At 71.9% G+C, this 25,256-nt stretch carries 25 protein-coding genes; 20 read left to right on the plus strand and 5 right to left on the minus strand.

The window, feature by feature from the left end:
* The first annotated feature begins 158 nt into the window (after positions 1-158).
* From ABZ453_RS01695 to ABZ453_RS01730, 8 genes are all read left to right on the plus strand, one after another.
* A complete protein-coding gene (locus ABZ453_RS01695) occupies positions 159-1,235 on the plus strand; it encodes a nitronate monooxygenase (protein ID WP_359010460.1) in 1,077 nt (358 codons plus the stop codon).
* The gene (locus ABZ453_RS01700) at positions 1,232-1,978 is read left to right on the plus strand and encodes a 16S rRNA (uracil(1498)-N(3))-methyltransferase (RefSeq protein WP_359010462.1); all 747 of its coding nucleotides are present in this window, start codon (positions 1,232-1,234) and stop codon (positions 1,976-1,978) included. Before ABZ453_RS01695 ends, ABZ453_RS01700 begins: the two co-directional genes overlap by 4 nt.
* Before the next feature lie 19 nt (positions 1,979-1,997).
* Entirely contained in the window at positions 1,998-2,390 is a 393-nt protein-coding gene (locus ABZ453_RS01705; RefSeq protein ID WP_359010463.1) for a VOC family protein, read from the plus strand.
* A gap of 85 nt (positions 2,391-2,475) precedes the next feature.
* Positions 2,476-3,036 carry a hypothetical protein gene (locus ABZ453_RS01710; protein WP_207929622.1) on the plus strand — a complete coding sequence of 187 codons (561 nt, stop codon included), beginning with the start codon at positions 2,476-2,478 and terminating at the stop codon, positions 3,034-3,036.
* Between the two features lie 45 nt (positions 3,037-3,081).
* Complete coding sequence (locus ABZ453_RS01715) at positions 3,082-6,282, plus strand: S41 family peptidase (protein ID WP_359010465.1); 3,201 nt, start codon at positions 3,082-3,084, stop codon at positions 6,280-6,282.
* Positions 6,283-6,334: 52 nt separating this feature from the next.
* The gene (locus ABZ453_RS01720) at positions 6,335-6,688 is read left to right on the plus strand and encodes a histidine triad nucleotide-binding protein (RefSeq protein ID WP_359010467.1); all 354 of its coding nucleotides are present in this window, start codon (positions 6,335-6,337) and stop codon (positions 6,686-6,688) included.
* Between the two features lie 6 nt (positions 6,689-6,694).
* Entirely contained in the window at positions 6,695-7,600 is a 906-nt protein-coding gene (locus ABZ453_RS01725; protein ID WP_359010469.1) for a ribonuclease Z, read from the plus strand.
* Positions 7,601-7,620: 20 nt separating this feature from the next.
* Positions 7,621-8,610, plus strand: coding sequence for an adenosine deaminase (locus ABZ453_RS01730; RefSeq protein ID WP_359010471.1), 990 nt, complete (start codon positions 7,621-7,623; stop codon positions 8,608-8,610).
* On the opposite strand, the gene ABZ453_RS01735 is transcribed toward ABZ453_RS01730, so the two are convergent.
* Both ABZ453_RS01735 and ABZ453_RS01740 read right to left on the minus strand, forming a co-directional pair.
* Complete coding sequence (locus ABZ453_RS01735) at positions 8,607-9,791, minus strand: MFS transporter (RefSeq protein ID WP_359010473.1); 1,185 nt, start codon at positions 9,789-9,791, stop codon at positions 8,607-8,609. The genes ABZ453_RS01730 and ABZ453_RS01735 overlap by 4 nt on opposite strands.
* Before the next feature lie 188 nt (positions 9,792-9,979).
* On the minus strand, positions 9,980-10,765 hold the full coding sequence (locus ABZ453_RS01740) for an IclR family transcriptional regulator (RefSeq protein ID WP_359010475.1): 786 nt from the start codon (positions 10,763-10,765) through the stop codon (positions 9,980-9,982).
* A 76-nt stretch (positions 10,766-10,841) separates the two neighbouring features.
* Between ABZ453_RS01740 and ABZ453_RS01745 the strand changes: the two genes are divergently transcribed.
* From ABZ453_RS01745 to ABZ453_RS01795, 11 genes are all read left to right on the plus strand, one after another.
* Positions 10,842-11,807: a 5-dehydro-4-deoxyglucarate dehydratase gene (locus tag ABZ453_RS01745; RefSeq protein WP_359010477.1), complete on the plus strand. Its 966-nt coding sequence runs from the start codon at positions 10,842-10,844 to the stop codon at positions 11,805-11,807.
* Positions 11,804-13,090: a glucarate dehydratase family protein gene (locus tag ABZ453_RS01750; protein WP_359010479.1), complete on the plus strand. Its 1,287-nt coding sequence runs from the start codon at positions 11,804-11,806 to the stop codon at positions 13,088-13,090. The genes ABZ453_RS01745 and ABZ453_RS01750 overlap by 4 nt, the downstream gene beginning before the upstream one ends.
* Before the next feature lie 113 nt (positions 13,091-13,203).
* Complete coding sequence (locus ABZ453_RS01755) at positions 13,204-14,349, plus strand: PfkB family carbohydrate kinase (protein WP_359010481.1); 1,146 nt, start codon at positions 13,204-13,206, stop codon at positions 14,347-14,349.
* A gap of 117 nt (positions 14,350-14,466) precedes the next feature.
* A complete protein-coding gene (locus ABZ453_RS01760; RefSeq protein ID WP_359010483.1) occupies positions 14,467-15,537 on the plus strand; it encodes a PhoH family protein in 1,071 nt (356 codons plus the stop codon).
* 14 nt (positions 15,538-15,551) lie between these two features.
* Positions 15,552-16,049: an rRNA maturation RNase YbeY gene (ybeY, locus tag ABZ453_RS01765; RefSeq protein WP_133041065.1), complete on the plus strand. Its 498-nt coding sequence runs from the start codon at positions 15,552-15,554 to the stop codon at positions 16,047-16,049.
* Complete coding sequence (locus tag ABZ453_RS01770; RefSeq protein ID WP_359010486.1) at positions 16,046-17,350, plus strand: hemolysin family protein; 1,305 nt, start codon at positions 16,046-16,048, stop codon at positions 17,348-17,350. The genes ybeY and ABZ453_RS01770 overlap by 4 nt, the downstream gene beginning before the upstream one ends.
* Positions 17,347-17,706 carry an MmcQ/YjbR family DNA-binding protein gene (locus tag ABZ453_RS01775; protein ID WP_359010488.1) on the plus strand — a complete coding sequence of 120 codons (360 nt, stop codon included), beginning with the start codon at positions 17,347-17,349 and terminating at the stop codon, positions 17,704-17,706. Before ABZ453_RS01770 ends, ABZ453_RS01775 begins: the two co-directional genes overlap by 4 nt.
* Before the next feature lie 31 nt (positions 17,707-17,737).
* A complete protein-coding gene (locus ABZ453_RS01780; RefSeq protein WP_359010489.1) occupies positions 17,738-18,091 on the plus strand; it encodes a cytidine deaminase in 354 nt (117 codons plus the stop codon).
* A gap of 221 nt (positions 18,092-18,312) precedes the next feature.
* Complete coding sequence (locus ABZ453_RS01785) at positions 18,313-18,789, plus strand: hypothetical protein (protein WP_359010491.1); 477 nt, start codon at positions 18,313-18,315, stop codon at positions 18,787-18,789.
* Positions 18,790-18,942: 153 nt separating this feature from the next.
* On the plus strand, positions 18,943-20,259 hold the full coding sequence (locus ABZ453_RS01790; protein ID WP_359010493.1) for a beta-xylosidase: 1,317 nt from the start codon (positions 18,943-18,945) through the stop codon (positions 20,257-20,259).
* 64 nt (positions 20,260-20,323) lie between these two features.
* The gene (locus ABZ453_RS01795; RefSeq protein ID WP_359010495.1) at positions 20,324-21,334 is read left to right on the plus strand and encodes a DUF916 domain-containing protein; all 1,011 of its coding nucleotides are present in this window, start codon (positions 20,324-20,326) and stop codon (positions 21,332-21,334) included.
* Positions 21,335-21,506: 172 nt separating this feature from the next.
* Here the strand turns inward: ABZ453_RS01795 and ABZ453_RS01800 are convergent, their stop codons facing one another.
* Positions 21,507-21,845 (minus strand): P-II family nitrogen regulator, encoded by a 339-nt coding sequence (locus tag ABZ453_RS01800; RefSeq protein ID WP_133041072.1) that lies wholly within the window; start codon positions 21,843-21,845, stop codon positions 21,507-21,509.
* On the minus strand, positions 21,842-23,164 hold the full coding sequence (locus tag ABZ453_RS01805) for an ammonium transporter (protein WP_359010498.1): 1,323 nt from the start codon (positions 23,162-23,164) through the stop codon (positions 21,842-21,844). The genes ABZ453_RS01800 and ABZ453_RS01805 overlap by 4 nt, the downstream gene beginning before the upstream one ends.
* Before the next feature lie 139 nt (positions 23,165-23,303).
* Here ABZ453_RS01805 and era point away from each other — a divergent pair, with 139 nt between their 5' ends.
* Positions 23,304-24,257, plus strand: coding sequence for a GTPase Era (gene era / locus ABZ453_RS01810; protein ID WP_240867561.1), 954 nt, complete (start codon positions 23,304-23,306; stop codon positions 24,255-24,257).
* Positions 24,258-24,290: 33 nt separating this feature from the next.
* Here the strand turns inward: era and ABZ453_RS01815 are convergent, their stop codons facing one another.
* Entirely contained in the window at positions 24,291-25,148 is an 858-nt protein-coding gene (locus ABZ453_RS01815) for a helix-turn-helix transcriptional regulator (RefSeq protein ID WP_359010500.1), read from the minus strand.
* Positions 25,149-25,256 lie beyond the last annotated feature (108 nt).

Below are 25,256 nucleotides of genomic sequence, written 5' to 3' on the forward strand. Positions count from 1 at the left end.
TCTCGCGGTTGAAGGACGCGTTCAATGGCCGCTGATGCCTCCGTTCCACGGGCGCTGAGTATCCGTTCCACGGGTGCTGAGGCTCACTCATTCACGTGGTCCATGGCGTGGGGGATGCCCGATTCGGACTTGTTCGGAGGACGTGACAACATGCGGTCATGTCCTCCGCGCTGACCGATCTCTTCCCGTATCCGATCGTGCAGGCTCCCATGGCGGGCGGCGTCTCCGTACCCGCGCTCGCCGCCGCCGTGTCTGAGGCCGGCGGGCTGGGGTTCCTGGCCGGTGGGTACAAGACCGCCGACGGCATGTACCAGGAGATCAAGCAGCTGCGGAGCCTGACCAGCCGCCCCTTCGGCGTGAACCTCTTCCTGCCGCAGCCGGAGTACGCCGACCAGGGCGCCGTGGAGATCTACACCCACCAGCTGGCCGGTGAGGCCGCCTGGTACGAGACCGAGCTCGGCGACCCGGACAGCGGCCGCGACGACGGCTACGACGCCAAGCTCGCCGTCCTGCTGGACAACCCGGTGCCCGTGGTGTCGTTCCACTTCGGCGTCCCCAGCCGGGACGTCGTCGACTCCCTGCACCGCCTGGGCACCTTCGTCCTGGTCACCGCGACCACCGCCGAGGAGGCTCTCGCCGTGGAGCGGTCCGGGGCCGACGTGGTGATCGCGCAGGGCGTGGAGGCCGGCGGCCACCAGGGCACCCACCGCGACACCCCGGAGAACGACGGCGCCGGCATCGGCCTGCTCTCCCTCGTCGCCCAGGTCCGCGAGACCGTGAGCGTCCCGATCGTCGCCGCCGGCGGCATCATGCGCGGCGGCCAGATCGCCGCCGTCCTCGCGGCGGGCGCGAGCGCGGCCCAGCTCGGCACCGCGTTCCTGGCCACGGCCGAGTCCGGCGCCAACGCCGTCCACAAGCAGGCGCTCACCAATCCCCTGTTCACGCGTACGGAACTCACCCGGGCCTTCTCCGGACGCCCGGCCCGCGGCCTGGTCAACCGCTTCATGCGCGAGCACGGCCCGTACGCCCCCGCCGCCTACCCCCAGCTCCACCACATCACCGCGCCGCTGCGCAAGAAGGCCGCCGCGTCCGGCGACGCCCAGGGCATGGCGCTGTGGGCGGGCCAGGGGCACCGCATGGCCCGCGAGCTGCCGGCCGGGCAGCTGGTCGAGGTTCTCGCCGCCGAGCTCGACGCGGCCCGGACAGCGGTGTCGGGCCAGGGGGACCTGCGATGACCGCACCGGTGTTCGTCGCCGAGGACCTGCCGGCCGGCGCCGGTCCGTACGTCCTCGACGGCGCCGAGGGCCGGCACGCGGTCTCGGTGAAGCGGCTGCAGCCCGGCGAGGAGGTCGTCCTCACCGACGGCGCCGGACGGCACGCGGCCTGCGAGGTGACCGGCACCGAGGGCAAGGACCGGCTGGTCGTCCGCATCGTCTCGGTGTCCGAGGAGCCGGAGCCCGCCCCGCGCATCACGGTCGTCCAGGCCCTGCCCAAGGGCGACCGGGGCGAACTGGCGGTGGAGACCATGACCGAGGTCGGTGTCGACGCCGTCGTGCCCTGGCAGGCCGCCCGCTGCATCACCCAGTGGAGGGGCGAGCGCGGACTGAAGGCGCTCGCCAAGTGGCGGGCCACCGCCCGGGAGGCCGGCAAGCAGTCCCGACGGGTCCGCTTCCCCGAGATCGCGGACGCGGCGACGACCAGACAGGTTGCCGCACTTCTCGCCAAAGCGGACCTCGCCGCCGTCCTGCACTCCGACTTCGAGCACCGCAGCGAGCACCTGGCCACCGCCGAACTCCCCGCCCACGGCGAGATCGTGCTGGTCGTCGGCCCCGAAGGGGGCGTCTCCAAGGACGAGTTGGCGCTGTTCGAGGAGGCGGGGGCGAAGGCGTACGTGCTGGGGCCTACCGTGCTGCGTACATCGACCGCCGGCACCGCGGCCGCGGCCCTGCTCCTGGGCCGCACCGGCCGCTGGTCCTGACCACCCAACGGGGGACCACATGGAACTGGCCCAAGTCCGCCTCCTCGTCGCCGACTTCGCCGCCTGCTACCGCTTCTACGCCGACGTCCTCGGCCTGAAGCCCCAGTCCGGGGCGAGCGAGGGACCGTACGAGAAGTTCAGCCCGGCCACGGGGTCGGCGGGGATCGCCCTGCAGGACCGCTCGATGATGGCCGAGGTCCTGGACGAACTGGGCGACACGGCCACCGGCCACCGCTCGATGGTGGTGCTGCGCGTCGACGACCTCGACGCCTACTGCGAGCGGATCACGGAGCGCGGGGCCACCGTGCTGCACGGTCCCGTCCCGATGACCGACCGCATGCGCGTGGCCCATCTCAAGGACCCCGAGGGGAACCTGGTGGAGCTGCAGGAGTGGCTGCTGCTGCGGACCTGAGGCCGGGTCGGCTCCTCCTCGAGGGGCGCTCCAATGACCGTATGCGCCCTTCCGCGGACGCGGACTCGGTGGCAGGCTGCCCTTCATGGGGGCGTTGAGGCGCAGTTGGCGACGGCCACCGGCACGACGGGTGGCGGCCGTGGCGGGGTTTGCCGTCGTGGCCGTCGGTGGGGCCGTGGCCTGTGATCCCGGTGGGCTCGGCACCGCGGCCGTCGCGTACACCACCGACCAGACCGCGACCAAGGAACTGAAGCGGCACAACATCGACGTGCAGTGGCTCAGCTGCACCGCCAACTACGGCAACAACAACACCAGTCACAACACCATGCCCAGCGCGAGCGAGACCACCGTCGCCAACGTCGACTGCCAGGGGCAGACCAAGGACGGCAAGGACATCACCGTCACCGGCAAGGTCACCCGCGCCGTGGACGGTGCCTGTGTGCGCGGTGACCTGACGGCCAAGGTCGGCGGGAAGACGCTGTTCCACGTCGCCGGGCTCGGCGACTGCACCTCCACGCCCTCCCCGATCGTGAACAACCCCAGCGGCGGCAACGGCAACCAGCCCGGCGCCACCGTCACCGTGACCGTCACGCGGACCATCTGGTGCAAGGGCGACCCGCAGTGCTGGCCGGTCCAGGGCAAGTGATCCAAACCGCTGCCCGGCGACCCGGCGGCTGCCTAGAGTGATCGTGTGACACAGCCCGCAGCCCCCGCGTATCTCCGGTTCCCGCACCTGCACGGCGAGTTGCTCGCCTTCACCGCCGAGGACGACGTGTGGCTCGCCCCCCTCGACGGCGGCCGGGCCTGGCGGGTCAGCGCGGACAACGTGCCGGTGAACCACCCCCGCATCTCGCCCGACGGCACCACCGTCGCCTGGACCTCCACCCGCGACGGCGCCCCCGAGGTCCATGTGGCCCCGATAGACGGCGGTGCCGCGAAACGCCTGACGTACTGGGGCAGTTCACGCACCCAGGTGCGCGGCTGGACCCCGGACGGGGACGTCCTCGCGATCAGCACCCAGGGCCAGGCCAGCCTGCGCCGCAGCTGGGCACGGGCGATTCCGCTCGACGGCGGCCCCGCGGCCACCCTGCCCTACGGCCCCGTCGGCCATGTGGCCTTCGGCCCCTCCACCGTCCTGCTCTCCGCGCCCATGGGCCGCGAGGCGGCCTGGTGGAAGCGCTACCGGGGCGGCACGGCGGGCAAGTTGTGGATCGACCGGGACGGCGACGGCGAGTTCGTGCGCCTGCACGAGGACGTGGACGGCAACCTCGAGAGCCCCGTCTGGACCGGCGACCGGATCGCCTTCCTCTCCGACCACGAGGGCGTCGGCGCCGTCTACTCCTCCCTCGCCGACGGCTCCGACCTGCGCCGGCACACCCTGATCGACGGCTTCTACGCCCGCCATCTCGCCGGCGACGGCACCCGGCTGGTGTACGCGTCGGCCGGCGAGCTGTGGATCCTCGACGACCTGGACACCGCCGAGCCGCGCCGCCTGGACGTCCGGCTCGGCGGCCCCCGGCTCGACCTGCAGCCGTTCCCGGTGAACGCCGCCCGCTGGTTCGGCTCCGCGCACCCCGACCACACCGCCCGCGGCAGCGCGGTCGCCGTCCGCGGTTCCGTGCACTGGGTCACCCACCGCTCCGGCCCCGCCCGCGCCCTGGCCGCCGAACCCGGCGTACGGGCCCGGCTGCCGCGCACCTTCCGGGTGGACGGCGAGGAACACGTCGTCTGGGTCACCGACGCCGAGGGCGACGACGCCCTGGAGTTCGCCCCGGCGACCGGCACCGCCCCCGGCGCCACCCCGCGCCGGCTGGCCGCCGGACAGCTCGGCCGGGTCCTCGACCTCGCCGTGGCCCCAGACGGCGGCCGCGTCGCCGTCGCCGCGCACGACGGACGCGTCCTGCTCGTCGAACGGGACACCGGCGAGGTCCGCGAGGTCGACCGCTCCACCGACGGGGACGTCTCCGGCCTGGTCTTCTCACCCGACTCCGGCTGGCTCGCCTGGTCCCACCCCGGCCCGCGCCCGCTGCGGCAGCTGCGCCTCGCCAACACCACCGACCTGTCGGTCACCGAGGCCACCCCGCTCCGCTTCCGCGACTACGCACCGGCGTTCACCCTCGACGGCAAGCACCTCGCCTTCCTCTCCGCGCGCTCCTTCGACCCGGTCTACGACGAGCACGTCTTCGACCTCGCCTTCGTCGGCGGCTCCCGCCCGCACCTGATCCCCCTCGCGGCGACCACCCCGTCCCCGTTCGGACCGCAGCGCCACGGCCGCCCCTTCGACGCCCCGGACAAGGACGAGACCCCCGACAGCGAGGGCACCCCCAGCACCCGGGTCGACCTCGAGGGGCTGGCCGACCGGATCGTGTCCTTCCCCGTCGAGGCCGCCCGCTACTCCACCCTGCGCTCCGCCAAGGACGGCGTGCTGTGGCTGCGCCACCCCGTGCGCGGCGTCCTCGGCGCCTCCCGGGCCACCCCCGACGACCCGGACCCCAGGACCGCCCTGGAACGCTACGACCTGGCCCAGCAGCGCATCGAGCACCTCGCCTCCGACGCCGACCACTTCGCCGTCAGCGGCGACGGCAAGCGCGTCCTGCTGTGGACCGAGGACAAGCTCAAGGTCGTGCCCAGCGACCGGCGCGCCTCGAACGACGACGACAGCGACAGCAACATCACCGTCGACCTCGGCCGCGTCCGCCACACCGTCGACCCCGCCGCGGAGTGGCGCCAGATGTACGACGAGACCGGCCGCCTCATGCGGGACAACTTCTGGCGTCCCGACCTCGGCGGCGTCGACTGGGACGGCGTCCTGGACCGCTACCGGCCCGTCCTCGACCGCGTCGCCGCCCACGACGACCTCGTCGACCTCCTCTGGGAGGTCCAGGGCGAACTCGGCACCTCCCACGCCTATGTCACCCCGCGCGGCAACCACGGCCACGGCGAACGCCAGGGCCTGCTCGGCGCCGACATCTCCCGCCACCAGGACGGCGACTGGCGCGTCGACCGCATCCTCCCCGCCGAGACCTCCGACCCCGACGCCCGCTCCCCGCTGGCCGCGCCCGGTGTCGCGGTCCGCTCCGGGGACGCGATCGTCGCGGTCGCCGGCCGCCCGGTGGACCCGGTCACCGGGCCCGGCCCCCTCCTGGTGGGTACGGCTGGCAAACCCGTCGAGCTGACGATCCTCCCCTCCGGCGGCGGCGACCCCCGGCACGCCGTCGTCGTCCCCGTCGCCGACGAGGAACCCCTGCGCTACCACGCCTGGGTCGCCGACCGCCGCGCCTACGTCCACGAGCGCTCCGACGGCCGCCTCGGCTACCTCCACGTCCCCGACATGCAGGCCCCCGGCTGGGCCCAGATCCACCGCGACCTGCGCATCGAGGTGGCCCGCGAGGGCCTGGTGGTCGACGTCCGCGAGAACCGCGGCGGCCACACCTCCCAGCTGGTCGTCGAGAAGCTGGCCCGCAGGATCGTCGGCTGGGACCTGCCACGCGGCCTGCGCCCCTACAGCTACCCCGAGGACGCCCCCCGCGGCCCCGTGGTCGCCGTGGCCAACGAGTTCTCCGGCTCCGACGGCGACATCGTCAACGCCGCGATCAAGGCCCTGGGCCTGGGCCCGGTCGTCGGCACCCGCACCTGGGGCGGGGTCATCGGCATCGACAGCCGCTACCGCCTGGTCGACGGCACCCTGGTCACCCAGCCGAAGTACGCGTTCTGGCTCGAGGGCTACGGCTGGGGCGTGGAGAACCACGGCGTCGACCCGGACGTGGAGGTCGTGCAGCGGCCCCAGGACCACGCCGCCGGTCGTGACGCCCAACTGGACGAGGCGATCAGGGTCGCGCTGGAGGCACTGGAGACCAGTCCGGCGAAGACGCCGCCGGGACTGCCGACCTGACCGCCGACGATAGAGTGGCCCCACATCCGATCACCGCTGTTCAGGAGGGCACATGGCCGGGGAACCGCAGGACGACTGCCTGTTCTGCAAGATCGCGGAAGGGCACGTCCCCGCCACGATCGTCCGTGAGACAGAGACCACCGTCGCCTTCCGGGACATCAACCCCCAGGCCCCCACCCACGTCCTGGTGATCCCCAAGGTCCACTACGAGAACGCGGCCGCCCTCGCCGTCGCCGAACCCGCCATCGCGGCCGATGTCCTCAAAGAGGCCCGGTCCGTCGCGGAGGACGAGAAGCTCGACAGCTACCGCATCGTCTTCAACACCGGCGCCGGCGCGGGCCAGACCGTCTTCCACGCCCACGCCCACCTCCTCGGCGGCCGCGGCCTGCAGTGGCCCCCCGGATAACCCACCGTGTCGGTACGTGAATTGGTCGTCCTCGGCACAGCCAGCCAGGTCCCGACCCGGCACCGCAACCACAACGGCTACCTGCTCCGCTGGGACGGCGAGGGCATCCTCTTCGACCCCGGCGAGGGCACCCAGCGCCAGATGCTGCGCGCAGGCGTCGCCGCGCACGACCTGAACCGCATCTGCGTCACCCACTTCCACGGCGACCACTCCCTCGGCCTGGCCGGCGTGATCCAGCGGATCAACCTCGACAAGGTCCCGCACGAGATCACGGCCCATTACCCGCGCGGCGGGCAACGCTTCTTCGACCGCCTGCGCTACGCGACGGCGTACCGGGAGACGGTCGCGCTCACCGAGGCCCCGGTCGACACGGACGGCCCGCTGGCCACCACCCCGGCGTACACGCTGGAGGCCCGTCGGCTCTCCCACCCCGTCGAGTCCTACGGCTACCGCCTCACCGAGCCCGACGGCCGCCGCATGCTCCCCGACCGTCTCGCCGCGCACGGCGTCAGGGGCCCGGACGTCGGCCGCCTCCAGCGCGAGGGCTCACTGGACGGCGTCTCCCTCGACGACGTCAGCGAGGTCCGCCGCGGCCAGCGGTTCGCGTTCGTCATGGACACCCGCCTCTGCGACGGCGTGCACGCGCTCGCGGACGGCGTCGACCTGCTCGTCATCGAGTCGACCTTCCTCGACGAGGACACCGACCTCGCCACCGAGCACGGCCATCTCACCGCCGGCCAGGCGGCCCGCGCGGCCCGGGACGCCGGCGTACGGCACCTGGTGCTGACGCACTTCAGCCAGCGCTACACCGAACCCGAGGAGTTCGAACGGCAGGCGCGCGCGGCCGGCTTCGAGGGCGAACTCACGGTGGCGCACGACCTGCTGCGGATCCCGGTTCCGAAACGTCGGTAAATCATCCGTACGATACTGCGATGCCCCTCCCCAAAGCAGAACTGCACCTCCACATCGAAGGAACCCTGGAGCCGGAGCTCGCCTTCGAGCTGGCCGCCCGCAACGGCGTCGAGTTGCCGTACGCCGACACCGCCGAGCTCCGCGAGGCCTATGACTTCGCGGATCTCCAGTCCTTCCTGAACCTGTACTACGAGCTCATGGCCGTCCTGCGCACCGAACGGGACTTCGAGGACCTCGCCAACGCCTACCTAGCCCGCGCCGCCGCGCAGGGCGTCCGACACGCGGAGATCTTCTTCGATCCGCAGGCGCATCTCGCGCGGGGCGTGGAGATGGGCACGGTCGTCGAGGGGCTGTCGCGGGCGCTGGAGAGCAGCGAGGCGAACCACGGCGTCTCCACCCGGCTCATCCTCTGCTTCCTGCGCGACGAATCCACCGAGTCGGCCCTTGAGACCCTGCACGCCGCGAAGCCGTACCTGGACCGGATCACCGGCGTCGGCCTCGACTCGGCGGAGGTCGGGCATCCGCCGGTGAAGTTCCGCGAGGTGTACGAGGCGGCTGCGGACCTGGGGCTGCGGCGCGTGGCCCACGCCGGTGAGGAGGGGCCGCCGGAGTACATCACCGAGGCGCTGGACGTGCTCGGAGTCGAGCGGGTCGACCACGGGCTGCGGTGCGTCGAGGACCCGGCGCTGGTCGAGCGGCTGGTGCGGGAGCGGATACCGCTGACCCTGTGCCCGCTGTCCAACGTCCGCCTCCGCACGGTCGACACCCTCGCCGACCACCCGCTGCCGGCGATGCTCGACGCGGGGCTGATGTGCACGGTCAACTCCGACGACCCGGCCTACTTCGGCGGCTACGCGGGCGACAACTTCGAGGCCGTACAGCGGACTCTGGGCCTGTCCCAGGACCGCCTCCGGGAACTGGCCCGCAACTCGTTCCTGGCGTCCTTCCTGGAGGACGACGAGGAGCGGCGGGCGCGGTACCTCGCCGAGGTCGAGGCGTACGAGTTCTAGGCGGCCGTGGTGTCGTAGTCGTGCCGGACAGGCGTTTCCACCGGGATCTCGAGGACCGGGAGAGGGCGTCTGCCCAGCGCGACCACAGTCATCGGTATGGCGATCAGCAACAGCCCCGCCGCCAGCACCGCGCCCATGACCGGGAACCCGGCCCACGCCGCCAGCACACTCCCCGTCAGCGGCCCCGCCGCCGTCCCCAGCGAGGACGCAGACCCGACCAGCACCGCCCAACGCCCCCGCGGGTCCAGGGAGGCGGCGAGACCGATGACGTACGACAGGACGACCGGGTAGAGCAGGTTCCAGGCGATCTCACCGGTCGTGAAGGAGCCCAGGCCGGTCGCGGACGCGCAGAGCACGATGCAGCCGGCGATGACCGCCGTACCGCCCCCGACCGGCACCGCCCGTCCGAACCGCGGACCCACCGCGCCCGCCGCCGTCACGCCCAGCAGTCCCGCGCCGAGCGCCACCGCGAAGACCGCACCGACGGTGGCCTCCGTCAGATGCGCCTGGGACAGGCCGATCCGGCCGCTGACGCCCCACAGGGCGTTCTGCGCGAGGGACCAGCACAGCATCGTGGCGGCGAGGACCGCGCCGGAGCGCCGGTGGGGGAGCCGGGTGCCGCCGAGGGGGCTGTGCGCGGCGGCCGTACGGACCGGGAGGCGGCCCGTGAGCGGCCAGACGGCGAGCGCGGTCAGGGCGATGGCGGCGAGCGGCTGGCCGTGGCCCGGGCCGAGGTGGGGGACCGTCAGATAGACGGCGCCGGCGAGCGCCGAGACGCCGAGCAGGCCGAGAGTGGTCGTGCGGTGCGGATCGGGTTGCGCGGCGATTCCCGTGGCGGCCACCGTCGTCGCCGTACCGGAGCCGAAGCCGCCGATCAGGGCGCCGAGGACGACGGCCGGGACGCTGCCGGTCAGGGCCGCGGTGCCGTACCCGAGGACGGCGAGGGCGAGGCCGAGGCGGGCCAGGGTGCGGGCGCCGATCCGGTCGACCCGTGAGGCGAGGACGAAGCCCGCCGACGCCGAGCTCAGCAGCAGGGCGCTGCCGAGGGCTCCGGCCTCGGTGGCGGTCAGGGGCAGACCCGAGTCCAGGCGGCCGACGGTGGTGGGGAGCAGGTAGGGAGCCAGGTACCCGGCCGTGAAAAGGGCGACGAGGGGCCAGGCGATGGTGCGAGGGGCGAACACGGGCGTTCCCAGGGCATGCGAAAGGAGCGGCTCAAGAAGGGGGTGGGGCGCAGGCCGTCGACGGACAGGAACGCGCGAGCAAGTTGTATCAAGCACGCGGTTTACGGAAGAAGCCGAAGTCGTGTGATGTGGCGCACGTTGTGTTTGGGGCTGGAGAGGTCGGGCAGACGAGCGCCCCGCTCATCGGGTCAGCGCCAGTGCGCCGAGCCTCCCGCGCCCGGTGCCGTCGCCTCGATCTTCGTCCTGATCTCCCGCATCACCGCCACGATCCGCTCCTCGTGCTCCGGAGTCAGCCGGGCCACCGGCACCGAGCAGCTGACCGCGTCCTGCGCCGGCACCTCGTAGCGCAGCGCGAACCCGAAGCCGACGATGCCGAGGACGCCCTCCTCGCGGTCGACCGCGTAGCCGCGGGCGCGGACCTCGGCGAGGTCGGCGGCCAACGCCACCCTGGTGGTGCGGGTGTTGGGGGTGAGGGCCTCGTACGGGCCCTCGGGAAGGTCGTCGTCGGGGCGTTCGGCCAGCAGCGCCTTGCCCAGCGCGCCCACGTGTGCCGGCAGGCGGCGGCCGACCCGGCTGATGGTCCGCAGGTACTCGTGCGACTCCCGGGTGGCCAGATAGGCGACGTCCCGGCCGTCCAGGCGCCCCAGGTGGATCGTCTCGCCCAGCGCCTCCGACGCCTCGTCGAGATACGGCCGTACCACCCGCACGCGCGGGTCGGAGTCCAGATAGCTGGTGCCGGTCAGCAGGGCGTGGATCCCGATGCCGTAGAGGGAGCCGGTGATGTCCGTGCGCACCCAGCCCCGGCCGATCAGCGTCTGCAGCAACGCGTACATCGAGCTGCGCGGCACCTCGAGCGCCTCCGCCAGTTCCTGCAGCCGCGCCGGCCGGTCGCCGCGCGCGGCGAGCAGTTCCAGCAGTTCGACCGTCCGTGCCGCGGACTTCACCTCGCGAACACCGCCGCCTGTCTCCGACATGGGGCGATGGTAGTCCGCCGGTGCCCGCCCGTTGACGCCCGACGTTCGCATATCTAGGCTTTGTCTCCATACGTGGATGACATCTATATGGGGAGACGTCGTGACGGGTGAGACGGATACGACCGCGCGCAGGCTGCGGGAGGGCATGGAGGGCGGAGTGCTCTCCTTCCCGCTGACCTCCTTCCACGACGACGGCTCGCTCGACCCGGACGGCTTCCGCGCCCATGTCGCGGACCGGCTCGCCACCGCGCCCGGCGCCCTCTTCCCCGCCTGCGGCACCGGCGAGTTCTTCTCGCTGGACGAGGACGAGTACCGCCAGGTCGTCACCGTCGCCGTCGAGGAGGCGGCCGGCCGGGTGCCCGTCGTCGCCGGGACCGGATACGGCTGGGCACAGGCCGCCCGCTTCGCGCGCATCGCCGAGGAGGCCGGCGCCGACGCCCTGCTCGTGCTGCCGCACTACCTCGTCGCCGCCCCGCAGGAGGGCCTCGTCGGCCAGCTGGAACAGATCGCGGCCCGCACCCGGCTCCCGCTGATCGCCTACCAGCGCGGCCAGGTCGCCTACACCCCGGCCTCCCTGCGGCGGATCGCGGACATCCCGAACGTCATCGGCCTCAAGGACGGCCACAGCGACCTCGACCGGCTCCAGCGCCTCACCCTCGCCGCACCCCAGGGCTTCCTGTTCTTCAACGGCGCCGCCACGGCCGAGATCCAGGCCCGTGCGTACGCCACCGTCGGCGTCCCCGCCTACTCCTCCGCCGTGCACGCCTTCGCGCCCGAGATCGCGAACGCCTTCCGCACCGCCCTGCGCGGACACGACGACAAGACCGTGGACCGACTGCTGCGCGACTTCTACGTGCCGTTCGTGGAACTCCGCGACCGGGTACCCGGCTACGCCGTGTCCCTCGTCAAGGCCGCGGCCCGGCTGCGCGGAGGTCCCGTCGGCCCCGTCCGCGCCCCGCTCACCGACCCCTCGCCCGCCGACCTGGCCGACCTGTGGGCCCTCCTCGCCGCCGGCCTCGACCTCGTAGGAGCCTCCCTGTGAACCTCACGATCACGGACGTCTGGCTGACCCCGATCCTGGTCGCCGACCCGCCGCTGCTCAACACCCAGGGCGTGCACCAGCCGTACACCCCGCGGCTGATCGTGGAGGTCCTGACGGCCGACGGGATCACCGGCGTCGGCGAGACGTACGGCGACACCAAGTACCTGGAACTGGCACGCCCCTTCGCCGAGAAGCTGAGGGGCCGTCAAGTGGACGACCTCAACGGCCTGTTCACCCTCGCCGACGAGGTCGCCGTGGACGGCGCCCGGGTCTCCGGGCAGGTCGACGTCGGCGGACTGCGCGGCGTCCAGACCGCCGACAAGCTGCGCCTGTCCGTCGTCTCCGCCTTCGAGGTGGCCTGCCTGGACGCCCTCGGCAAGACGCTCGGGCTGCCCGTGCACGCGCTGCTCGGCGGCAAGGTCCGGGACGCCGTCGAGTACAGCGCGTACCTGTTCTACAAGTGGGCCGCCCATCCCGAGGGCGCCTGCGAGCGGGACGACTGGGGCGCGGCCGTCGACCCGGCGGGCGTCGTCGCGCAGGCGCGACTGTTCAAGGAGCGGTACGGGTTCACCTCGTTCAAGCTCAAGGGCGGTGTCTTCCCGCCCGAGGAGGAGATCGCCGCCGTACGCGCCCTGGCCGAGGCCTTCCCCGGGCACCCGCTGAGGCTCGACCCGAACGGCGCCTGGTCCGTGGAGACCTCACTGAAGGTCGCCGGGGAGCTCGCGGACGTCCTGGAGTACCTGGAGGACCCGGCGCTCGGCACACCCGCGATGGCCGAGGTCTCCGCCGGCACCGACGTGCCGCTTGCCACCAACATGTGCGTGACGACCTTCGCCGAGATCAAGGAGGCGTTCACCCGGGACGCCGTCCAGGTCGTCCTCTCCGACCACCACTACTGGGGCGGGCTGCGCAACACCCAGCAACTCGCCGCGATCTGCCGGACGTTCGGCGTCGGGATCTCCATGCACTCCAACACGCACCTCGGGATCAGCCTGGCCGCGATGACCCACGTCGCCTCCACCGTCCCGAACCTCCACCACGCCTGCGACTCCCACTACCCCTGGCAGTCCGAGGACGTCCTCACCCAGCGGCTGACCTTCGACGACGGCAGGGTCACCGTCTCCGACGCGCCGGGCCTCGGCGTCGAACTCGACCGGGAGAAACTCGCCGTCCTGCACCAGAGGTGGCTCGACGACGACGGCGCGCTGCGCGAGCGCGACGACGCGGCGGCGATGCGGATCGCCGACCCCGAGTGGGTCACCCCCGCCGTGCCCCGCTGGTAGGACCGGGGACGGCCCGCACGGTACGGGGGGCGGCCGCTGCGGCGTGAGCGGCGGCGGAGGATCCGTGATGTGGTGCACACTGGCTGGATCCGCACCATGTCAGGGAGTGCACCGTGACCGCGCCCAACGCGTCCACCGGAAAGGGACCGTCACCCGTCATCGAGGGACCGCAGTGCCGGGCCCAGGTCGATCCGCTGGCCGGCCTGCGCACGCCCGACGACCCGCCCTGGGACGTGTACCTGACCGGCACGGTCTTCCTGGACATCATCTTCACCGGGCTCGACTCCGCCCCGGTGCGCGGCACCGAGTCCTGGGCGCGGGGCATGGGATCGAGCCCCGGCGGTGTCGCCAACATGGCCACCGCCCTCGCCCGCCTCGGCCTGCGGACCTCCCTCGCGGCCGCGTTCGGCGACGACCACTACGGCGAGTACTGCTGGGACGCGCTGGAGCAGGGCGAGGGCATCGACCTCTCCACGTCCCGCACCGCGCCCGGCTGGCACTCCCCGGTCACCGTCTCCATGGCGTACGAGGGCGAGCGCACGATGGTCTCCCACGGCCACGAACCGCCCCCGGAGGAGCCCGCGCCCGACCACCCGCCGTACGCCCGCGCGGCCGTCGCCTCCCTCACCCCCGGCCTGCGCGCCCCCTGGATCGCCCAGGCCGCGAGCCGCGGCACCCGCATCTTCGCCGACGTCGGCTGGGACGACACCGGGGCCTGGGACCTGGCGGGCCTGGCCGACCTGGAGCACTGCGAGGCCTTCCTGCCCAACGCGGAGGAGGCCATGCGCTACACCGGCGCCGCTTGCCCGCGCGCCGCCGCGCACGCCCTCACCGAACACGTGCCGCTCGCCGTGGTCACCCTGGGCGCGGAGGGCGCGTACGCCGTGGACCGGCGGACCGGGGAGAGCGCGGAGGTCCCCGCCATCGCCGTGGAGGCCCTGGACCCGACCGGCGCCGGTGACGTCTTCGTGGCCGGCTTCGTCACCGGCACCCTGGCGGGCTGGCCGCTCGCCGACCGGCTCGCCTTCGCGGGACTGACGGCGGCCCTGTCCGTCCAGGAGTTCGGCGGCTCCCTCTCGGCCCCGGGCTGGGCGGAGATCGGCGCCTGGTGGCGGAAGGTGCAGTCGGTGCAGGGACAGGAGCCGGAGGCGCTGAGCCGGTACGCCTTCCTGGACGCGCTGGTACCGGGGGAGGGAGCAACCCGCCCGTGGCCGCTGCGGCGGGCGGTGCCGACGATCGGGTTCGGGCGCTCGGCGTAGCGGACACCGAAAAGCCCTACGGCGTTGTCAGTGCACCGTCGTACCCTTGGAATCGCGAGGCCGCCCTCAGCTGCGCGGCCGTGACGAGGAGGAACCGCAGGCCTACAGAGCCGGCCCATGACTCAGACACCCACAGCTCACACCCCCGCGCAGGAGCAGGCGAGAGCACAGTTCACGGTTCCCGCCCAGCACCCGATGGTCACCGTGCTGGGATCAGGCGACTCCCTCCTGCGCGTGATCGAGAAGGCCTTCCCGGCGGCCGACATCCACGTCCGGGGCAACGAGATCAGCGCGGTCGGCCACCCGGTCGACGTCGCCCTCATCTCGCGCGTGTTCGAAGAGATGATGCTGGTGCTCCGCACCGGGCAGCCGATGACGGAGGACGCAGTGGAACGCTCGATCGCCATGCTGAAGGCGAGCGAGAACGGGACGAGCGACGGCCAGGAGACCCCGGCCGAGGTACTGACGCAGAACATCCTGTCCTCCCGCGGCCGCACCATCCGCCCCAAGACCCTCAACCAGAAGCGGTACGTCGACGCGATCGACAAGCACACGATCGTCTTCGGCATCGGCCCCGCCGGTACCGGCAAGACCTACCTCGCCATGGCCAAGGCGGTGCAGGCCCTGCAGTCCAAGCAGGTCAACCGCATCATCCTGACCCGCCCCGCGGTGGAGGCCGGAGAGCGCCTCGGCTTCCTCCCCGGCACCCTCTACGAGAAGATCGACCCGTACCTGCGCCCGCTGTACGACGCGCTGCACGACATGCTGGACCCGGACTCGATCCCGCGGCTGATGGCGGCCGGGACGATCGAGGTGGCGCCGCTGGCATACATGCGGGGTCGTACCTTGAATGACGCCTTCATCATCCTGGACGAGGCCCAGAACACGAGCCCCGAGCAGATGAAGATGTTCCTGACCAGGCTCGGCTTCGACTCGAAGATCGTGATCACCGGTGACGTGACCCAGGTCGACCTGCCCAGCGGAACCAAGTCGGGTCTGCGTCAGGTCCAGGACATCCTGGAGGGCCTCGACGACGTCCACTTCTCCCGCCTGTCGTCCCAGGACGTCGTACGGCACAAGCTGGTCGGCCGTATCGTCGACGCGTACGAGAAGTACGACAGCAAGCACGGCACGGAGAACGGCACCCACAAGGGCGGCCGGGAGAAGTCCGCGCACAAGGGGAAGTAGACACACACAGCGCCATGTCGATCGACGTCAACAACGAGTCCGGAACCGAGGTCGACGAGCAGGCGATCCTCGACATCGCCCGCTACGCACTCGCACGGATGCGCATCCACCCCCTCTCCGAGCTCTCGGTGATCGTGGTGGACGCCGACGCCATGGAGCAGCTGCACATCCAGTGGATGGACCTGCCGGGGCCCACGGACGTCATGTCCTTCCCGATGGACGAGCTGCGTCCGCCGTCGAAGGACGACGACGAGCCCCCGCAGGGCCTCCTCGGTGACATCGTGCTGTGTCCCGAGGTCGCCAAGAAGCAGGGCGAGGAGGCCGAGACGCAGCACTCCATGGACGAGGAGCTCCAACTGCTCACCGTCCACGGTGTGCTGCACCTGCTCGGCTACGACCACGAGGAGCCCGACGAGAAGGCCGAGATGTTCGGTCTGCAGGCGGCCATCGTGGACGGCTGGCGCGCGGAGAAGGGCCTGACCGGTCCGTCCCCGGCCCCGACCGTCTCATGAGCGGTCAGATCGTCGCGGGCGCGGTCGCCCTGGTCGTCGTGGCGTGGCTCGCCGCCTGCGCGGAGGCGGGCCTCGCCCGTGTCTCCAGCTTCCGCGCCGAGGAGGCGGTCCGTTCCGGCCGCCGCGGCAGCGCGAAGCTCGCGCAGGTCGCCGCCGACCCGACCCGCTATCTGAACGTCGCCCTGCTGGTCCGCGTCGCCTGCGAGATGGCGGCCGCGGCCCTGGTGACGTACGCCTGTCTGCAGTCCGTCGACGGCACCACCCGCGCCCTGCTCCTCGCGATCGGCGTGATGGTCCTGGTGTCGTACGTCGCCGTGGGCGTCTCGCCGCGCACCATCGGCCGCCAGCATCCGCTCAACACGGCCACGGCGGCGGCGTACGTCCTGGTGCCGCTCGCGCGGATCATGGGCCCGATCCCCAACCTCCTCATCCTGATCGGTAACGCCCTCACCCCTGGCAAGGGCTTCCGCCGGGGGCCGTTCGCCTCCGAGGCGGAGCTGCGGGCGCTGGTGGACCTGGCGGAGAAGGAGTCGCTGATCGAGGACGAGGAGCGCCGGATGGTGCACTCGGTCTTCGAGCTCGGCGACACGCTCGTCCGGGAGGTCATGGTCCCGCGCACCGACCTCGTGGTGATCGAGCGCTACAAGACGATCCGTCAGGCCCTCACCCTCGCGCTGCGCTCGGGCTTCTCGCGCATACCGGTCACCGGCGAGAGCGAGGACGACATCGTCGGGATCGTGTACCTGAAGGACCTGGTCCGCAAGACGCACATCAGCCGGGACGCGGAGAGCGAGCTGGTGTCGACGGCGATGCGGCCCGCCGCCTTCGTCCCCGACACCAAGAACGCCGGCGATCTGCTGCGCGAGATGCAGCAGGAGCGCAACCACGTCGCCGTCGTCATCGACGAGTACGGCGGCACGGCCGGCATCGTCACCATCGAGGACATCCTCGAGGAGATCGTCGGCGAGATCACCGACGAGTACGACCGCGAACTGCCGCCCGTGGAGGACCTCGGCGAGGACCGCTACCGCGTCACCGCCCGCCTCGACATCACCGATCTCGGCGAGCTGTACGGGCTCGACGAGTACGACGACGAGGACGTGGAGACCGTCGGCGGTCTGCTCGCGAAGGCCCTGGGCCGCGTGCCCATCGCGGGCGCGTCCAGCACGGTCGAGCTTCCGGACGGGCGTGAACTGCGCCTGACCGCCGAGGCCGCCGCCGGCCGCCGGAACAAGATCGTCACGGTGCTGGTGGAGCCGGTGGATCCGGCCGGTCCGCCCGAGGAGGAGAAGGACGCATGACCCCCGAGGAGCTGCGCGGCCTCTGTCTGTCCTTCAACGCGGCCGTGGAGGACTTCCCGTTCTCGCCGGAGATCTCCGTCTTCAAGGTCCTGGGCAAGATGTTCGCGCTCAGCTGGCTCGACAATCGGCCACTCACGGTGAACCTCAAGTGCGACCCGGAGGACGCGATCCGGCTGCGCACCGACCACCCGGGCCTGATCATCCCCGGCTACCACATGAACAAGCGCCACTGGAACACCGTCACGGTCGACGGCGACCTGCCCGACAACCTGGTGCGGGAGCTCGTCGAGGACTCGTACGACCTGGTCGTGGCCGGTCTGCCGCGTGCCGAGCGGCTCCGCCTCGACCGCCCCTGAGCTGCGCGGCGGCGGTGGTTATGCTCGGCTCATGACCGACAGCAGCGCGCTTGATCCCGAGGACCGCAAGATCGTCACCCTGGCCCGTTCCGCGCGGGCGCGCAACGGTGTGCCCGAGGGGGCGGCCGTACGGGACGAGACCGGGCGGACGTATGTCGCCGGGACCGTCGCGCTCGCCTCGCTGGAGCTGAGCGCGCTGCGCACGGCCGTTGCGATGGCGGTGGCCTCGGGCGCGAAGTCCCTGGAGGCGGCGGCCGTGGTGACCGAGGCCGGGTCCGTGCCCGAGCAGGACCTGGCGGCCGTACGGGATCTCGGTGGGGAGGGGACGCCGGTGCTGCTCGCCGGGCCCGACGGGACGGTACGCGGCACGGTCACCGCAGGCTGAGAACAGCCCTTTTCAGAGTGGGCCGGAGTCGGCCGGAAATCCTCCTTGCCGCTTCCGTGTCTCTCGGGCATCAATGGAATCCGTAGTTCCGACGGATCGTCAGATTCCTTACTCCACCCCCCACTTGGCGCCCCGCACCGCGCCTGCCGGCGGCCCGTCCGGACCTCTCCCATCCATCCCCACATGGCTTTCCCAGACACGGGAAGGGAGCCGGATTCCCCATGAGAGGCAAACGCACAGGAGCAGGTGCGGCAATGGTGGTGGGGGCCCTCGCGGCCGCCTCGCTGGCGTTCGCGCCCAGTGCCCTCGCCGTCACCCCGCAGACCGCGACGATCAGCGCGGACTGCGGCGCCTTCGGCAGCGGCGAGGCCACGCTCACCGCCACCCAGGACGGCACGGCGGCCACCATCACCGTCACCTCGGCCGTCACCGCCCCGATCGCCCTGTCTCAGGACTCGATCTCCTCGACGCTCACCCTGGTGAACGGCACCACCGGCGGCACCAGCACGTTCAGCGGGACCAAGAACCCCGCGATCGCGGCCGGTGACCCCGTCACCGTCGGCCCCCTCGACGGCACCGTCGCCTCCGGTGACAGCCTGGACGCCTACGGCGGCTCGCTGCAGTTGGTCGTCTTCGGGATCACCGTCACCTGCACGGCGACCGGACCCCAGTCGCCCGGACCGTTCGTGTTCGACTGACCCGAGCCCGGGCCTGCTCAGCCGACGGACCGTCAGTTCCTGGCAGACACAGGAACTGACGGTCCATCAGTTCATTTCGGCATCTCCATTGACTTCTCACGCGATCCACACATCAATGCCCCCAGCGAGCACAGAAGAAGAGGGGGCACACCCATGGGTTCACAGAACCGAAGACGCCGTCTGGCGTCGCTGTTCGGGGCGGCCGCGCTCGCGGTCACCGCGGGCGGCGCCCTGGCCTTTCCGGCCGGCGCCGCCACCAACGTGGACTTCCCCACGCACTGCATCCCGCCCGCCGTCGCCGGCATCCCGCCGATCGACGGCACCACCACGGCGAGCATCTCGGTGGACAACACCGCTCCGAAGGTCGGCGACACGGTCACCGTGACCTACACGGTGGTCAAGCCCGCCGCCAGCAACCCCACCGCGATCGCCCTGCCGGCCGACATCATGACGCCCACCGGCAAGATCACCCTCACCGGTGCGCAGACCGGGGACGTCACGGTCGCCGGACCCAAGAAGAACGACCCGGTGCCCGGCAACGGCGCCTTCCCGTCGTTCTCCATGACCGGCACCTTCAAGGTCACCGCGCCGGGAGCGATCAAGCTCTCGCCCGGCGACTACAACATCCACACCAGCTACATCCTGGAGCTGGACACCCCGTGCACGGTGACCAACCCGCCCGCCCCGGTCTCCGAGACCGTCACGGCGACGAACTCCACCCCGGTCAACACCCGTGCCATCACACTGAACAAGGCGTCCGGCAACCCCGGTGACAGTGTCGGCGTCAGCGGCACCGGCTTCACCGCGGGCGCCACGGTGACCCTGGCCGGACGGTCCGGATCCACCCAGACCGCGGACAAGGCCACCGTCACCGCCGACGCGAGCGGCAAGATCAGCGGATCCCTCGTCGTCAACGACAAGACGACGACCGGGATCGTGGCGTACGAGGGCAGCGCGTACAGCGACGCCCTGGGCGCCGGGCCGGCCACGTACACGGTCATCGACAACACGCCGATTCCGGCCGGGAGTCAGAAGCTGACGACCACCGTGAACGCGGGCACGCTGTCGATGTCCCAGGCCGGGGACTCCGTCGCACTGTCGGCGGTGGACTTCGGCAAGGGCGGGGCCTCCACGGGCAAGCTGCAGCCTGTCACCGTCAAGGACTTCCGCGGCGGTCCGGCCGGCTGGTCGCTCACCGGCAAGGTCACCGACTTCACCGGACCCGGCGCCAAGATCGACGCCGGGAAGCTGAGCTGGACCCCCGCCTGCGCCACCAAGGCGGGCAGCCCCAGCACCTGTCAGGCGGGTTCGGCGGGCACGGTGGGCACCTCGGGCGCGACCCTGGCGTCCACCCCCAACGGCACGCTGACCGGCGGCGAGTTCACCGCGGACGCCCAGCTCTCCCTGGACGTACCGACGTTCACGCCTCCGGGCTCGTACTCCGGGGTCCTGACCCTGACGCTCAGCTGACCGTACGGGCGTCCGCACCCGCCCGTCCCTCTCCTACCGCCGAAGTCCGTGGGGGTCCGCACCCATGAGAAAGCTCTCCGTCCTCCTGCTCGGTCTGTTCCTCGCCGCTCTCGCCACGCCCGCGCACGCCGCCGACAACGGCAGCTGGTCGGTCTATCCCCTCGCATCGAAGATCGCCGCGCGCCCCTACTTCTACCTCTCCGCCGATCCCGGTACGACCGTCTCGGACAAGGTCGTCGTCGCCAACAAGACCGCCGGGCCGCTGACCTTCCGCCTCTACGCCGCCGACGCCTACAACACCGCCCGGGACGGCGGGTTCGCGGTGCGGACGGTGCACGAGAGGCAGCGGGGCGTCGGGGCCTGGGCCAGGCCCGCCACGTCCCGGATCACCGTCCCCGCGCACGGCAGGATCACCGTCCCCTTCACGCTGCGCGTGCCCGAGGGGGCCGAACCCGGCGACCATCCGGGCGCGTTGGTCGCGCTGGACGAGCGCATCGACAAGGGCAGCGGATCCCTGGCGCTCGGGGTGCAGCGCGCGGTCGCCGCCCGTGTCTACCTGCGCGTCGGCGGACCGACCCTCCCCGCGATCTCCGTCGAGAACGTCCACATCAGCCACAGCCAGCCGCTCGTCCCCGGCTTCGGGACCAGCACGTCGACGATCTCCTACACCCTGCACAACACCGGCAACGTCACGCTCGACCCCAAGGTGGAGCTGCGCGCGAAGGGCCTGTTCGGTCGCACCCTGCTCTCCCGCGACCTGTCCCGCATCCCCTCCGAACTCCTGCCGGGCCAGCGCGCGCACCTCACGGAGCCGTGGCGCGGGGCGCCCCAACTCGACTGGGGAAACATCACGTTGACGGCGAGCGCGCAGGACACCCGGGAGTCGGCGAGCGCGTCCTTCTTCGCGGTGCCGTGGATCGCGACGGCGGTGCTGCTCGCGGTCCTGGCCGTGGGCACGATGCTCTTCGTCAGATCGCGCCGGACGCGGGTGGTCGGTCAGGGTCCGGCGCGCCCCGCCGGATCCCCGGCCACGGCGCGCGAGGTCGAGCGGGAGCGGCATCCGTCGAGGAGATGAGCTTCGCGGCGGATGCCCGGGCGTACTCCGCGCGCGCCGGGCCCGTCGACCGGAGCCGTGGTGCCCGGCCGGGAGCCGCTCCGTTCAGGTCGGGCGCGACTCCTCGGCGCGCTTCCGTCAGGCGCCGGGCGCTGTCGCCGTACACCACCCGCCGCTCCCGGCCGGCGGTGTCTCAGAGCGCGTCCGGGCCGCGCTCTCCCGTCCGTACCCGGACGACCGTCTCGACCGGCAGGGACCAGACCTTGCCGTCGCCGATCTTGCCCGTCTGCGCGGCCTTGACGATCGCGTCGATGACGGCGTCCGCGTCGGTGTCGTCGACGACGACCTCGATGCGGACCTTGGGCACCAGGTCGACCTGGTACTCGGCGCCGCGGTACACCTCGGTGTGGCCGCGCTGGCGGCCGTAGCCGCTGGCCTCGGTCACGGTCAGGCCGTGCACGCCGATCTCCTGCAGGGCCGTCTTCACCTCGTCGAGGCGGTAGGGCTTGACGATCGCGGTGATGAGCTTCATGCCTGGCTCTCGGCCTTCCGGGCGGAGGGGACGACGGACGCGCTGACCGGGGCGCCGTGGCCCAGGACGCCGTGATCGTATGCGGTCTCGGCGTGCACCGTAAGGTCCAGGCCGGTGTGCTCGTGCTCCTCGGCCGCCCGGAAGCCGATGGCCTTGTCGAGCAGCTTGCCGATGCCGTAGGTCACGGCGAAGGCGTACCCGGCGACGACCACCACCCCGACCGCCTGCTTACCCAGCTGGGCGAGCCCGCCGCCGTACAGCAGGCCCTGCGTCCCGCCGGTCATCGCCTTCTCGGCGAAGACGCCGATCAGCAGGGTGCCGATCACACCGCCGACCAGGTGGACGCCGACGACGTCCAGCGAGTCGTCGTAGTTCAGCCGGAACTTCCAGCCCACCGCGTACGAGCAGACGACACCGGCGGCGAGGCCGACGACCAGGGCGCCGAGCAGGGAGACCGTGCCGCAGGACGGGGTGATCGCGACCAGGCCCGCGACCGCGCCGGACGCGGCGCCCAGGGTCGTCGGGTGGCCGTCCCGCTTCTGTTCGACGAAGAGCCAGCCCAGCAGACCGGTGCAGCCGGCGGCGAGGGTGTTGAGGAACGCGGCGGCCGCGAGGCCGTTGGCGCCGAGTGCGGAGCCGGCGTTGAAGCCGAACCAGCCGAACCAGAGCAGACCCGCGCCCAGCATCACCATCGGCAGGTTGTGCGGACGCATGGCGTCCTTCTTGAACCCGAGCCGCGGGCCGAGGACCAGCGCGAGCGCGAGTCCCGAGGCGCCGGAGGTGATCTCGACGGGCATACCGCCCGCGAAGTCCAGGGCGCCGAGGCGGTCGAGGATCCAGCCGCCCGGGCCCCAGACCCAGTGCGCGACCGGAACGTATACGAGCAGCGTCCACACCGGCACGAAGACCAGCCATGCCGAGAACTTCGCCCGGTCCGCGATCGCGCCGCTGATCAGGGCCGCCGTGATGATCGCGAAGGTGAGCTGGAAGGTGGCGAACAGGACGGTGGGGACGGTGCCGTGCACGTTGTCGGGGCCCAGGCCCGCCATGCCGGCGTGCTTCAGGCCGCCGATGAGTCCTCCGCCGATGTCGTCGCCGAAGGCGAGCGAGTAGCCGGCGGTCAGCCAGACCACGGTGACCAGGGCGATCGACACGAAGCTCATCATCAGCATGTTGAGGACGCTCTTCGTGCGGACCATGCCGCCGTAGAAGAGGGCCAGGCCCGGGGTCATCAGCAGGACCAGGGCGGTGGCGGCGAGCAGCCAGGCGGTGTCGCCCGTGTTGATCTGCGCGGCGGCGAAGGTCACGGTCGTCTCCATCGAGGTGGGGGCTCGTCAGAGGGTCACCGGCCTGCGTTTCCGGTTGCGTACGGCTGTGTTTCCGTGACGTTTCGTTGCGGCGGGGTTACCGAATCCTCACGGTACGGCGGGGGTCCAGGGATCAGGGAGAATGGGCGGCATGAGCGTTCGTACCCAGTCATCCGAAGAGTCGGGCGAGACCGTCCACCGTGCCGGCTTCGCCTGCTTCGTGGGGCGCCCCAACGCGGGCAAGTCCACCCTCACGAACGCTCTGGTGGGGCAGAAGGTGGCGATCACCGCGAACCAGCCGCAGACCACGCGGCACACCGTGCGGGGGATCGTGCACCGGGAGGACGCCCAGCTCATCCTGGTCGACACCCCGGGGCTGCACAAGCCGCGCACGCTGCTGGGGGAGCGGCTCAACGACGTGGTGCGCACGACGTGGGCCGAGGTGGACGTGATCGGTTTCTGCCTTCCGGCGAACGAGAAGATCGGCCCCGGTGACCGGTTCATCGCCAAGGAGCTGGCGGGGATCCGCAAGACCCCCAAGATCGCGATCGTCACCAAGACCGACCTCGTCGACTCCAAGACCCTCGCCGAGCAGCTGATCGCCATCGACCAGCTGGGCAAGGAGCTCGGCTTCGAGTGGGCGGAGATCGTGCCGGTGTCGGCGGTCGGCGACAAGCAGGTGAACCTGTTGGCCGATCTCCTCGTGCCGCTGCTGCCCGAGGGGCCGGCGCTCTACCCCGAGGGCGACCTCACCGACGAGCCCGAGCAGGTCATGATCGCCGAGCTGATCCGCGAGGCGGCGCTGGAGGGTGTCCGCGACGAGCTGCCGCACTCCATCGCGGTGGTCGTCGAGGAGATGCTCCCGCGCGAGGACCGCCCGGCCGACAAGCCCCTCCTGGACATCCACGCCAACCTGTTCATCGAACGCCCCAGCCAGAAGGGCATCATCATCGGCCCCAAGGGCAAGCGCCTGAAGGAGGTCGGCATCAAGTCCCGCAAACAGATCGAGGCGTTGCTGGGCACGCCGGTGTTCCTGGACCTCCACGTGAAGGTCGCGAAGGACTGGCAGCGGGATCCGAAGCAGTTGCGCCGCCTGGGGTTCTGAGCCCGGACCCTCCTCGGCACGCCGAAGTGGCAGCTACGGCGTCCCGGCTTCTGACGGGGTCAGGTCCTGCAGTCCCACCACCCGCAGCAACTGCAGTCGCTCGTACGACTCCGTGCCGGGGCGGGCCGTGTGGAGGATCAGGTGGTGGTGGCCGGTTTCGCTGAGGAGGATCTCGCAGTCCAGTTCCAGGAGGCCGACCAGGGGGTGGCGGAAGCGCTTCGTGGACTGGCGGCGGACCGCCACCTCGTGGTCGTCCCACAGGCGCGCGAACTCCTCGCTGGAGGCGAGCAGTTCGGCCACCAGCGCGGCCGGTTCCGGGTCGTCGGGGCGGGAGGCGGCCACCGCCCGCAGGCTCGCCACATGGCTGCGCGCGTGGGCCGGTACGTCCTCCGGCGGGAACAGGTCCCGGGCCGCGGGGTCCAGGAAGAAGCGGCGCAGCATGTTGCGGTCCCGGGGCGGACGAGCGGACGTGTCGCCGCTCAGCGCCCTCGACATCGCGTTCTGCGCCAGCACCTCCCCGCAGTCCGTGGAGACCATCGCCGGGGTGTCGTGCAGGCGGTCGAGGACCAGCAGCAGACCGGGGTTGACGTGCCTGGACGCGCCGCCCCGGCGCGGCGGCTCCTCGCCGGCCAGATGGAACAGGTGGTCGCGTTCGTCGTCCGTCAGCCGCAGCGCGCGGGCCAGCGCCGTCAGGATCTGCCGGGACGGCCGCGGCCCCCGGGACTGCTCCAGGCGCGTGTAGTAGTCGGCCGACATCCCGGCCAGCTGCGCCACCTCCTCCCGCCGCAGCCCCGGAGTACGGCGGCGCGGGCCGGCCGCGAGACCCACGTCGGAGGGGTCCAGGCGGGCACGGCCACGGCGCAGGAAGTCGGCGAGTTCGGCTCGGTTCACCCCTCCAGCGTGCGGGAGCCGGCCCGGCTTATCCAGGGACTGCCGATCCCCTGATCGGGAGGTCTCTCCCGGTGGCCGGCGTCCCGCTGAAGGGTGGGTGGGGACGAG

It is taken from the genome of Streptomyces sp. NPDC005799, assembly GCF_040630525.1.
Classification (GTDB): domain Bacteria; phylum Actinomycetota; class Actinomycetes; order Streptomycetales; family Streptomycetaceae; genus Streptomyces; species Streptomyces griseorubiginosus_B.